8 protein-coding genes are annotated in these 13,288 nt (G+C 39.8%); 4 read left to right on the forward strand and 4 right to left on the reverse strand.

Annotation, left to right across the window (positions count from 1 at the left end):
* The first annotated feature begins 31 nt into the window (after positions 1-31).
* Positions 32-655 carry a LysE family transporter gene (locus tag KSK55_RS15655; RefSeq protein ID WP_256664057.1) on the forward strand — a complete coding sequence of 208 codons (624 nt, stop codon included), beginning with the start codon at positions 32-34 and terminating at the stop codon, positions 653-655.
* A 73-nt stretch (positions 656-728) separates the two neighbouring features.
* Here KSK55_RS15655 and KSK55_RS15660 read toward each other — a convergent pair whose 3' ends face one another.
* The 4 genes from KSK55_RS15660 to ppk1 all read right to left on the reverse strand — a co-directional run bounded on the left by KSK55_RS15660 (position 729) and on the right by ppk1 (position 7,210).
* Complete coding sequence (locus tag KSK55_RS15660; protein WP_218607605.1) at positions 729-1,343, reverse strand: PAS domain-containing protein; 615 nt, start codon at positions 1,341-1,343, stop codon at positions 729-731.
* 89 nt (positions 1,344-1,432) lie between these two features.
* Positions 1,433-4,360, reverse strand: coding sequence for a PAS domain S-box protein (locus KSK55_RS15665; protein WP_218607606.1), 2,928 nt, complete (start codon positions 4,358-4,360; stop codon positions 1,433-1,435).
* Positions 4,361-4,524: 164 nt separating this feature from the next.
* Positions 4,525-5,007, reverse strand: a complete 483-nt coding sequence (locus KSK55_RS15670; protein ID WP_214421106.1) for a hypothetical protein — start codon at positions 5,005-5,007, stop codon at positions 4,525-4,527.
* Positions 5,008-5,029: 22 nt separating this feature from the next.
* Positions 5,030-7,210: a polyphosphate kinase 1 gene (gene ppk1 / locus KSK55_RS15675; protein ID WP_218607608.1), complete on the reverse strand. Its 2,181-nt coding sequence runs from the start codon at positions 7,208-7,210 to the stop codon at positions 5,030-5,032.
* Positions 7,211-7,350: 140 nt separating this feature from the next.
* Between ppk1 and KSK55_RS15680 the strand changes: the two genes are divergently transcribed.
* The 3 genes from KSK55_RS15680 (at position 7,351) to KSK55_RS15690 (ending at position 13,062) form a co-directional block, all read left to right on the forward strand.
* Positions 7,351-8,127 carry a DUF169 domain-containing protein gene (locus KSK55_RS15680; RefSeq protein ID WP_214421108.1) on the forward strand — a complete coding sequence of 259 codons (777 nt, stop codon included), beginning with the start codon at positions 7,351-7,353 and terminating at the stop codon, positions 8,125-8,127.
* A gap of 86 nt (positions 8,128-8,213) precedes the next feature.
* Positions 8,214-8,948 (forward strand): hypothetical protein, encoded by a 735-nt coding sequence (locus KSK55_RS15685; RefSeq protein ID WP_218607609.1) that lies wholly within the window; start codon positions 8,214-8,216, stop codon positions 8,946-8,948.
* Positions 8,949-9,165: 217 nt separating this feature from the next.
* Positions 9,166-13,062: a methyl-accepting chemotaxis protein gene (locus tag KSK55_RS15690; RefSeq protein ID WP_218607610.1), complete on the forward strand. Its 3,897-nt coding sequence runs from the start codon at positions 9,166-9,168 to the stop codon at positions 13,060-13,062.
* Positions 13,063-13,288 lie beyond the last annotated feature (226 nt).

The following is a 13,288-nucleotide window of genomic DNA, read 5'->3' on the forward strand; positions in this document are numbered from 1 at the left end:
GGGTATAGTGTTCATCGTATCAGACACATACATGTATGGATACATGACGATCCCCGAACTTGCTCTCATGGGATTTATCATCGGTCTGACCGGTGCTCTCGCTCCCGGACCAACACTGGTGGCAACCATTCATTCAGCCCTTCGTATCGGCTGGACCGGGGGGCCACGGGTTACGGTTGGGCACATTATTGCAGAAATGGGAATTGTTTTGCTTATAGTGGCAGGAGTCACAACCGTATCAGATACTTATCGCCCGGTAATTGCTGGAATCGGAGGGGTTGCCCTTGTAATTTTTGGTGGGATGACTCTTCTTGGTGCCCGAAATGCAACCCTGTTATCTGGTAACTGTGAAGGAAAAAATGCAGGCCCTGTTCTTGCCGGACTCATTACCAGCATCTCAAATCCCTACTTTTGGATCTGGTGGTTTTCTGTAGGGAGTGCCCTGTTATTCAGTTCATTTTCTCAAGGAATTGCAGGTTTACTTGCATTTATTGGTGGGCACTGGTCAGCGGATCTTGCCTGGTTTACTCTTGTCTCTGTTGGTATTCACCGGAGTAAAACAGTAATTGACAATAGAATATATCGGGGAATCTTACTTGGATGCGGACTTCTTTTAGTTATATTTGGTATGTGGTTTCTTACCCAGGCGTTATAATCGGGATATTAGCAAAAAATTTGGTGTCTCCAGTGGAAATAAAGGGGTGATAAACTCTTCCAGGCGCATGGGACTACGTGATATCCTGTTCATCAATTTCAGGCATAAATTCATCCATGGTTCGCCTCAAAAATCTCCTTACTTTTTCAGATTCTGTAAATCCCTGGTCCAACCGGTCTACAATACGGTTGATCAACCGAACACCTTCTAGAATGCGTTGTTGGTATGGTCCTTCTTCAATACCTGCACTCATTGATATCAGAGTGAGGGGATTTCGTATCTCATCATTCAAAGCAGCTAACTGAGCAATATTTTTATCAATCTGTGAAATTGCGATCTTCTGATCCTGTAGCAGTCTGGTCTCCCAGGTAATATCCCGTCCGATACAAAACCGGAGCATATTGTCTTCAATCTCCACGAATTTGATCTGCATATCAAGAAAAATTTGGTTCCCAAGAACGTTTGTGAACTCCCAGGTGAACCGTTTTCCTTCCCTTTTTGGGTGATACCAGTGATACACCAGGGATTCGCAATTATCCGAATTAGTATTACACCTAGGAAGAGAGGATATGGGAATTCCTATGATCTGTTCTGAAGAGAGTCCGGTGATTTCTTCAAACCGGGGATTACACACCAACACTCCATCTTCATCACCGATAATAATTGGATCAGGGGCAGCGTGAAACAAGATCTACCATCTCGCTTCCACAGCCTGTAACCGCCGATATATCTGTTCGGACGGAAATGATTGTAGGTCCATCTTACTCGCCTCGTCCTTCATGATTCTCCCTTTCCTGTATCTCCAACTCGATATCGATTATGTGGTATATGGAAAACAAACCTGACACCTGTCCCATATGTACCCTCTTCAGAAATGCTAATATCAGTAATGGCAAGAACCTCTTTTATCAAAAAAAGACCGAGACCAGTATTTTTCCCATACCCTCTTAAGAATATTTTATCTTTATCATCATCAGGAATTCCTCCTCCATTATCTTCATACTGTAAGAGACCCTCCTCAGCATTTGATTCAAATGAAAGACGAATACAAGTTACGTTTACTCCATGTCTGGTTGAGTTCTCAACAAGGTTATAAAATACCTGTTTAATAAGAGCATCTGAGTACAACTCAAGAGGTGGAATGTCACAGGAATAGTTGAGTTCAATTGCAACCTGCCGTACTGCCCAATCAAATAATTGCCGGACATTATGCCACGAAGGTTCATGTATACCAATTTCTTCATATGTTTTGCTGAAGTCGATTAATTTCCCAATATCTGCTACCGCTTTTTTCTGATGTGATAATATTTCGGTTACTTTTGGATCATTTGTTTCAGTTTCTGCAAAAAATCTGAACCCATCGATGATGGTAACTTTGTTTCTGATATCATGTCTGGTCAGAGAAGAAAGAAGCATTAATTTATTATTCAGTTCTGATTGCTTCTTTAAGGCGAACTTCAGATCTGTAATGTCTCTTATTGTTTCTATTGCACCAACCAGATTTCCTTTACTATCATACAATGGCCCAGCAACTGCCCATTCATGCCGATTCACTCCTGTCGACGTAATATGTTCAAGTTCTGCAGATATGACTCCGTTTTCATATTTTACGTTACTATAATATTTTGAGATATCAAGGGCAGAATCTAATATTTTGTCAATCAGGATAGGGCGTTGGTTTTTATATACTGCACATGAATAGGTCTTTTCTCCTGTCATCAACTCCTGCATGGGGGTTTGAGAGTAATCTTCCATTGCCCGGTTCCATGCAAGTATCCTGCCTCTTGTGTCAATAACAAAAGTCGGATCCGGAAGGTGTGCCAGAATACTATTGAGAAGGCGTAATGAATCTGATAGTGATTCCTTTTCAAGCGTCAGCTTCCAGAGTTGAAGTTGGTATGTAATATCCTGGATGTTAAGAATAAGGTATTTTTCTCCATGTGAATTTGTAATGATGGTTAAATCGTGGAGTGCTGGAAATTGAGTTCCGTCCTTTCTGACTCGAATCGCTTCTCCGGTAGAATGACCAGTATCTGAAGCCATCCGAATCCATACGGGAATGTCTCCCTGACTATCTGAATGAACTGGTCCAAAAAATCCGTTTTCCAAAGCCTCTTCAGAAGAAAATCCATGCATTGATACATATGCGTCATTAACTGTATCTGGTCTTTCAATTGGTCCGGCGATAATGCCTGCACGGGTATTTCTGACTATGTCCGCAAGTTGATGGATTTCATCATGCATCCGCTTCTCTTCGGTGATGTCGCGTATTTGAAGAAGATCGAGGGATACATCATCGAGAATGAGTGGGACTTTCCGAATATTTACAATTAATTTTCCTTTCCTGGAAATATTTGTGCTTTGCTCCCATTCTTTATCGTTCTCATGAGTACTGCCTACCAATGAGGTTATCAGGCTGGAGCAGTTGAGTAAATATTCAAGACTTTCTTTTTGTGTATCCCATCCAAACATTGTATAAGCCGCTGGATTAGCATGGATGATTTTTTCCCCATCCCAGAGAATGATTGCATCTGATGCATTCGAAAACAAAGAATAATACCGCTTTTCTGATGTTGCTAAAGAACTGATGTTTCTCCGAATTGAATCTATCATTGAAGATGTTGTCTGAGCAATCCGGTTGAGTTCCTGATGTCTTGATGGTCGTATGTGATGGTCCAGATCTCCCTCAGCAATTACATCAAGATCTTCAAGTAATGACTCTATGGGGCTAAATAAAAATCGTGAAAAAAGAAATGCCAACAAAGAAGATAATAATATCGAAATGAGGAGTAATGAAATTGTCAATGATAACAGGTATCCCTTTTCTTTGTGATATTCGCTGGTTTTAAAAACCATTCTAGCAATATAATCGATATATTCAGAAGCAGGACTTGTTCTGTCTCCACTTTCAATAAAAAAATATCTGGTAAGGGTCTGGTTTTCATCATCATAGATATCTCTGGAACCATGGATTGCATACAATTCCATGGAAATATTGGCAACGTCAGGATGAGCAGGGATTGGAATCTCATCAACCTCGCTCATAATCATTCCTGTACTCCCGATAAGGTCCAATTCCAAAACCCGTGAGTCCTGGTTCATCACCTGGTTCACCAGAGCATTTAATGATAGTTCGTTCCGTTCAGTCTGGTAATCATTAAAAATATTATATGCAATTTCTACCAGGAACCTGTGGTCTGGTGTCGGTTGATATGCAAATATTCTCCAGGGTTTATTTGTATCAAAGCCTCTGACTACCCTGTCAAGACGAAAACTATCATTCATCCGTATATCTGTAATGGTCTTATTAAAAGAGACCCATTTACGAAAGTCTAGGTACAGATCATTCAAATTAGAACTATATTCCACTACTCCTGAACTATTAATTATCAGAATATCAATCCTGTTACGATAGTCTGGATCGGTCTGATTAATGATATAATGTAGGTCGATCTGTGAAGGATCCCTGGAATGAGATTCATACTCTTTAATAACAAGATCTGATACTGTCCTCAGAGGTTTATTATATGTTGATTCCCAGAGCATCTGTCCCTTCGTTATCCGGTCTGATGCACCTTTTAAGAAAAATTCGGTCTGGTTCAAATCTTTATAAAAACGGTCATCAATCTGTTTTGATGTCTCTGAATAATAAATTGCAGTGATCGATATGAGCGAAATGAGTATTATGATAATGAATAAAGCCATCAGGCTTCTTTTAAAAGATAATTCTGACCCTGAAGGTATAGTTAGTGTCATAATTATGTTTGGGGGGATTCAGCCAGTTTTAAGGAAATGAATTCTATTGGTGCTTATTTTGTCTTATTGTCTCTTGAGCATCTTCCTTGATAAAGGTATATATTTCATATATTTTATCCAATTTTTGAGATAATAAGGTATAATACTAAAAGACCAGCCAGGATACCAATTATGATCAGGGGAATGTGTTGCTCAAATGGTCTGTCTGGAGTTTTATCGATTTTGACTTGAATATTTTTTATTGCATCTGAAATTGTAGTTATATTCTCTCTCATTATAGAAATCTGTATTTCATGCTCCTCTGAATGATTATTCCGAGCCGTCAGATTTTCTGCTAGTTTTGAGAGACCAGTGTGTAATGCATGAAGTTCTGTTCGAAGAAATGAGATCTCTTCATCTTTTATCGTAAGTTCTCTATTTTGAGCTTTCAGATCTATTCTTAGTCGTTCGGTTTCAGTCTCACTTTTCATAACATGAACTGACTGGATCAGCCGTCCGATTGCTTCCTGCCTTGTTATCCCTAGTACCATTGACTCTTCGTCGATATATGCCAGAATTTCTTCAGGTAATTTCTTTTCAATTTTTTCATAACTCATGGATATCACAGAATTCTTCGGTTCATACGTTATTCACCCGTGGGATTAGGATGTCTTTTTGGTTCGTAGCCTCAGTATTTTGATGGTTTTTATTCCATAGTCCCCTGTTTTCTATCAACCATTCCTGTGCTTGAACTGGTTCGTTCTGATCCCGGCAAACCCGTGAATATGATCCATCGGGGAGTAATATTCTAGTCTTTATTGTATCATGTAAATGGTTTGGCAGTATAGTATGAATAATCTCATCCCGAATACCGGTATCCAGAATTGGAAAGAGTATCTCTATACGTCGTTTTAAATTTCGTGGCATGAGATCAGAACTTCCCATAAGGATAACAGGGTCACCACCATTATGGAAATAATAGATCCTGGTGTGCTCAAGAAATCTTCCAACAATTGTTGTAACGGTAATATTCTCTGATATTCCTTTAAGACTTGGCCGAAGACAACAGATTCCCCGGACTTGCAGATGGATGGTTACTCCTTCCTGTGATGCACGATACAAAGCACGAATAACACCAGAGTCTTGTAATGCATTGAGTTTAAAGATAAGTTTCCCGTCACCATGCGTTTTCTGCCTTGCAATTTCCTGATCAATTAAGGAAATAATCCCTTTTTTAATTCCACCAGGAGCAACAAGCAGATGGTTATATGAATTATACTGTGAATATCCGGTCAATACATTAAACAGGTGAGATACATCTGATGAAATCTCTTCATTTGCAGTAAAAATGCCTATATCTGTATATATTTTTGCTGTTGCTGCGTTATAATTCCCAGAGCTCATGTGAACATACCGGACAATACCTGTTTTTTCTTTTCTGACAACAAGGCAAAGTTTTGCATGGACTTTAAGACCCATAATTCCAAATACGACATGTGCTCCTGCCCGCTCAAGTGCCCGGGCCCATCCGATATTATTCTCTTCATCAAATCGTGCTTTGAGTTCAACCAGAACAGAGACAGCTTTTCCATGTTCCCGTGCATCAAGAAGAGCCTGAACAATTGGAGAGTTTGTCCCTGTCCGGTACAGAGTCATTTTTATTGCCAGGACATCTGGATCATGTGCCGCTTTTTGTAAAAATTCAATAACCGGCTGAAAACTCTCATACGGGTGAAAAAGAATGATGTCACGTTGTTTTATGGCATGAAAGATATCCGGATCCCGTTCTAACCATTCCGGGACTGATGGAAGGAATGGATAATCCTTCAAATCAGGTCGATCGAGGTTTAATAGGCAAAAGAGATCAGCCATCCCCATCGGACCTTTCACCTGGTAAAACATATGGGGGTATTTTGCAAGTTTTGCACCCATCATATCAACGATGGCCGGGATCATGTTGTTATCAATTTCAATCCTTACCGGAGTTCCGATCCAACGTTTACTAATAGACTGCTCCACAGCGCTTAAGAGATCATCAGCTTCATCCTCTTCGATTTCAATGTCGGCATCCCTTGTAACCCGGAAAGGGTATGCTGCGACAATTTCCATTCCAGGAAAGAGAAGATCCAGGTTATCAGCAATCAGATCTTCAAGAAATATAAACTCCTGGTTTTCCCTAAGGTGATTATTCTCTGGATCAACAGGGATCTCGATAAGCCGTGGAAATAGTTTATTAGGTATTTTTATCCGAGCAAATAGTTCATCCGAACTTCCGGGTCTTTTTAGGATAACTGCGAGATTTAAGGCAAGGTTTGAGATAAAGGGAAAGGGGTGGGATTTATCAAATGCAAGGGGGGTCAGAACTGGAAAAATATCCCGGTAAAAATATTTCCGAAGTCGTTTTCGTTGTTTTTCATCCAGAGACTCCCGTTTATGTATAATAATTCCTGATTTTGCAAGTTCAGGAACAATCTCTTCAATCCATACCCGGGTTTGTTCATCAAGTAATGGGATGAGATCTTTGTTTATCCGTTCCAGTTGTTCCATCGTTGTCAGCCCATCGGGTGGGAGCTTTATGACACCTTCTGCCAGCTGATGATGGAGCCCTGAAACTCTCACCATAAAGAACTCATCAAGATTATTAGAGAAAATTGCAAGAAATTTAATTCGTTCAAGAAGTGGGTGAGAAGGATCCTTTGCCTCATCCAGGACGTGACTATTGAACCGAATCCATGATAACTCCCGGTTAATATAGAGAGAAGGATCAGATAAGAGTGAACATGCCGTGTCTGAATGAAGAGATTCTTCGGACTGATCCATATTACAAGAATTTCATCAGAATATGATAAAGGTTGAGTTTGTGTTTTGGGAGAAAATTAATGTTCGACCATGTCATATGAGAGTACACTTTTTTGTTCTTCTATCATCAGGTATATTATCTGTTGCGTAGTATTGATGGTATGGACCTTCCTTTTAAAAGTGATTTTATCAGCCGATGGGAGACTTATTTTCCTGGAGAGCCTCTCCCCATTACGTTTGAACTCTCTTCAGATCTTCGTGGTATCCAAAAAGCTAGGACCGCCGATACATGGAGATGTTTTGTGTGTGATCTGACAAAAGTCAGGAATGGTACATCTCTTGCATTTCATGAGGATTCCATATCCTGTAGTGGAGGTAAAAGATATTGCGGATATCAGTCAGTTCCATTTAGTGATTTTCCATATTTTCTTTCATATGGCATAGAAGGAAAACTTGAAGGAGAACGATATAAAAAAGATCCTGCTTTAGTTGATGAATGGCAGAAGAATATCCATATTATTCCCGCTTCGGGGAAGTATTTGATCTTTAAAAGATGGGATCTGCTTGATAATGATGATAATCCATCAGTAGTGATATTTTTTGCACGACCTGAAGTATTATCCGGCCTTTTCACCCTGGCAAATTATGATCGTGCAGATTTGTATGGTGTTGTTATGCCAATGGGAGCGGGATGCTCTTCTATAGTCCATTATCCCTGGCATGAAGAACAGTCTGACGATCCAAAGGCAATTCTAGGAATGATGGATCCATCGGCACGACCCTGTGTTCCTCTTGATGTTATGACCTTTGCAGTTCCGATGAAAAAATTTGTCCGAATGGTTACGTATATGGATGAAAGTTTTCTTATTACTCCTGCATGGGAAAAAGTAAAAAAGAAAATTGTGCAAAGCCAGAAGCAGAGTGCACATTCATCATGAGTCAAACATAGAGATCATAATTACCTGGAATAATACCTATGAATATTCTGGCATTTATTTGTGTTTTTTTCCTCCTCATGGTGAGTGTGAGCGCAGAAACCCGATATGATACAAATTCTCTTATCTCTGATGATATCAGGTTCAGGCAAGCTGTGGTTGACAGACTCTGTGATATAGATGAGCACATCTCAATGACATCATTAAACCTGACAGATTCAGATATCACGAATCTAACTATTCAATCGGATATCAAATCTCTTGTCGATTCCGAGTCCCTCATTCGCTCGGCACTGTATATTTCACAAAATGGAGAAATTATGGCTGCTTATCCTGAATCAGTTATTATGAACAATAATTCTTTTTATGAAGATCTAATCAATAACGATATAAGGACACCGCAGATCGTTGGAAATACTTCTTTTGAGTTGTTACCAGGGGATTCAATTCCTTTTTATGGGAAAATTTTCATTTATCCTGTTCGAACCACCCGTGGCATTGAGTATATGGTTTTGTTTCTGGATACAGACAATCTCTGTCTTCAGGCAGCAAAAGATGTTGGATTATCTCCAGAGTTATTCTCAGTTGTTATTGATAAGGATGGAACTGTGCTCTGGTGCTCAGATTATGATGAACTGAACTCCATTCCTCCGGATGATGTATTAACAGAATTTCCCACGTTTCGTGAGGTGAAAGAGTTAGTTCTGTATGCTTGGTCAGGAAGAACTATTTACGATGTGTGGAATGAGGGTTTAGTTCGTAATGGAGCCTGGTCATCAGTTCAGTTTTACAATCAGGTTTTGAAGATTTTTGTGGCAGGATAATTTTCTTTAATGGATTGTAACTATAATTGAATATTTCTTTATTTTTGGTAAAATTATTGGTTACTTCCAGTGTCGCTTTTTTATCAGAAATTTTTGTGTTAGATTCTCAATTTTTTTGTAAATTTTCTGATTAGTCATGTATACAATTGGTTTTAATAATTGAAAAAGAAAAGAGTTGAATCATTATTGTTCTCGTTTAGCTGGATGTGGTTTACGTATGACTGGAAATATTCGAACACAGGACATTGCGTCTCTGAAAACAATTCTTGATGGTACCTCGGCATCTATTCAAATTGTAGGTCCGGATGGGGTATTTATTGATTGTAATGCAGCAACTTATGCACTGTTTCGTGCACAAAATTATGAAGATATCATTGGGAAACCCCCATCAATACTCTCCCCTGAAAAACAGAGCGATGGAACCTACTCTGATGTAGGAGCGAAAAAATATATTGATAAGGCATTTTCCGGAGAATCGGTCACTTTTGAGTGGGAGCATAAACGCCTTGATGGAACAATAATCCCTTGTCAGGTGACCTTACAACTGATCACGTATGAAGGGCAGACCTGTCTGATGGCAACGATGATTGATATTACTGATTTGGTAGCAATTCGGCGAAAATCAGAACTTATAATAGAAAAATCACCAATCCCAATTATTGATGTCCGTCCGGATCTCTCTATTTTAGCCGGAAATTTGGCATTTGGGAATTTAACAGACATGTCTGCAGAAGAATTATCCGTGATGAAACTTTCAGATTTTAATGTCCAAAACAGAGTTGGGAGATCACTTACTGAGGGAATAGAAACAAAAAGCCCGGTTTCTGGTGATTTGGATGCTGTTGTTCCATCCGGAACAAAACACCTGCAATATCTTTATTACCCGATATTTGATCATAATGGAACATTATCTTCGATAATTGCATATTATATTGATAAAACAGCAGAACGAAGAGCTGTTCGGGATATTATCGCACTGACAGAAAAATGCCAGGCTGGAAATCTTGATGCCAGGTTAGACGTCAGTCAGTATTCAGGAGAATTATTTGATCTCACAAAAGGAATAAATGGAACATTAGATAGTGTTATCGGTCCCTTAAACGTGGCGGCAGAATATATGGATAGAATTGCCAAGGGTGATATTCCTCCAAAAATTACTGACCAGTATAACGGCGATTTTAATGAGATTAAAAATAACCTGAACACCTGTATTGACAGCCTGCAACAACTTATTTCCGATACCAATACGATGTACCGGGCTCAAAAAGAAGGAGATATCGAGGCAAAAATAGATACTAACCGATATCAGGGTGTATATTTAGATATTATAACCGGATACAATGATGTTGTAAACCTTCACATTTCTAGTATTCTGAAGATACTTACCATCCTAAGTTCATATGCGGAAGGCAATTTCTCCCCAACTCTTGAAAAATTACCTGGAAAGCAGGTTCTTGCAAATGAAAAGATGGATCTTCTTCAAGGGAACATTCAGTCTCTCATACGTGATTGTGATACCCTTATTCATGCAGCAACTCATGGAGAACTTCAGGTAAGGGCTGATGAGGCGAACCATCAGGGTGATTATCGAAAGATAATTGAAGGCATGAACGGGATCATGGATGCTGTTGTAACTCCACTTCATGATGCTGGATCAGTCCTTGAGCGAATGGCGGTCAATGATCATACGGTAGGAATGGATGAATCGAAATACTTGGGTGAATTTGTAACCCTGGCTTCAAACATAAACGCCGTTCGTGAAAGGGTAAATCATATTGCAGATTCAATAATCGAAATTAGTATCGGTGATCTCTCTGAGCTTGACACGTACAAAAGCATAGGGAGACGATCTGATCAAGATCGGATTGTTCCAAATCTTATCAAAGCATTTGAAAACCTTCAGGCACTAACGACTGATACAAAAATGCTGGTTGAGGCTGCATCACATGGTACCTTTAATGTCCGGGCAGATGCTGACCAACATCAAGGAGAATACCGAAGAATTATTGAGGGTATTAATGCCACAGTTGAAACAATTGCGGATAAAGTAGCCTGGTATGAATCCATTCTTGATGCTGTGCAGTTCCCGATTCATGTCACTGATATGAATATGAAATGGACTTACATGAATAAGGCCTTTGAAGCGGTTTTGTTGAAAAATAAAGTTATAAATGACCGAAAATCTGCATATGGTCTCCCTTGTTATACAGCTGATGCAACTATCTGCCGGACTGAAAAATGTGGTATTGAACAACTAAGAAAAACCGGAGCTACTGAATCCTATTTTGAATGGCAGGGAATGAATGGAAAACAGGTGACAAAACCGGTAATGAATGCCAAGGGAGAACAGATCGGATATGTCGAGACGGTTCAGGACTTAACTGATCAATTGAATCAGATTGCATATTATGAATCTATTCTGGATGCAGTACCGATGGGTATCACGGTTACTGATTTGAACTCACGATGGACCTTTGTCAATAAAGCCGTCGAAAACATGCTCAAGAAATCCAGGAAAGAACTGATAGGACGCCCCTGTAGCGAGTGGGGTGCTGCCATTTGTAATACGGATAATTGTGGTATTAACCGGTTGAAAAAAGGTATTACAAAAACGAAATTTGAGCAGGATGGAGGCTTTTACAATGTTGACTGTGCCTATGTATTTGATGCCCAGGGTGAAACGGTCGGTCAGGTTGAAGTTGTTGGTGACGTTACTGCAATCACAAAGGTCGGCAATTTCCTGGATGAATCAGTACGTAACATTTCTGCATGTCTTGAAGAATTTTCCAAGGGGAAAACTGATTTTGTTGTCTCCATTCCTAACTCAGATCAATACACGGAAGAAGTAAAAACGAAAATAGACACTCTTACCAATAATCTGTACCTGGCCCGCGATGCTGTGAAAAACCTTGTTCTTGAAGCAAACGCTCTGGCCCAGGCAGCAATACTTGGAGATCTGAAACACCGTGCTGATGCTCTAAAAATCTCCGGAGATTTTGCTGAAGTGGTGAATGGGGTTAACGCAACCCTCGATTCGGTTGTCACACCGGTACAGGAAGCTATCCGGGTAGCAGATGAATATGCACATGCAAATTTCACAGAAAGGTTTAATCCCTCAATTACTGTTGCAGGAGACTGGGTAGGATTCAAATCAGCATTGGATAATATCGGAATTCAGATCTGCGATGCTATCTCAAAGATTAACAAACAAGTACTTGATCTGGCTTCGAATGCTGAAGAAGCGACGGCAAGTGTTGAAGAGATTTCTGCTGGTGCCCAACAGATAGCAAAGAATGCAGGGAGTGTCAGTGCAAATGCTGAACAAGGGGATGAAGGTATTGTCCAGGTTCTCAAGGCGATGGAGGATCTTACCATAACGGTTGGAGAAGTGTCCCAGCGGGCTGAAAAGGTTTCAGCATTTGCCACACAGGCAAACCAGTTCTCAAAAGAGGGTATTGATCTTGCGAGAAAGTCTGAATCAGCCATGGAAGGAATCATGAATTCCACGAATGAGGTTGATCAGGTCGTAAAAGAGATCAATAAACAGATGGATGAAATCGGAAAAATTGTCCGTCTTATCACAGATATTTCCAATCAAACTAACCTTCTGGCACTCAATGCTGCCATTGAAGCAGCACGGGCTGGAGAGGCAGGAAGAGGGTTTGCAGTTGTTGCAGCAGAAGTTAAATCTCTTGCCCAGGATTCAAGACAATCTGCTGAAAATATTGCTGATATGATCTCAGGTCTGCAGGATAAAGCACGAAAAGCAAATGATGCGATGATTACTGCAGGAACTGCTGTAGAAGATGGAAACCGGGCACTTGAAGCTACTGTTGGAGCATTTAGTAAAATTGCAGATTCGGTTGAAGACATCACTAAGAATGCTATGGATGTTGCATCAGCTTCTGAAGAACAAGCTGCTTCAGTCGAAGAAATTACGGCTAGTGTGAATGAGGTTTCAATTCTCATTCAGGGAACATCCCGGGAAGCTGGAGATGCAGCTGCAGCAACCGAAGAGGCATCAGCTTCTATTGAACAGATTGGCCGGGTTGTTGCTAATGTGAGTGGGATAGCTGATAGTATTTCGAGGGAGATGACTAAGTTTAAAATTTAAGTGCCAGGAAATTTTCATAATTTCCGATATTTTTTTAAAAAAAGGTATTAATGAGGAATATTGAAACGAAAATTAAAAAATAGTTAGATAATGGACGTAACTCATATTCGTTCCTGCCAAGTGTTAAATAAAGGAAACTAGCACCTCAGTAACAGGAGCAAAATTTATAATTTTAGTTCCGACAGGCAAATATCAACTATTCTAGTATTCTACTATGGTTATTAAT

It is taken from the genome of Methanospirillum hungatei (genome assembly GCF_019263745.1).
GTDB lineage: Archaea > Halobacteriota > Methanomicrobia > Methanomicrobiales > Methanospirillaceae > Methanospirillum > Methanospirillum purgamenti.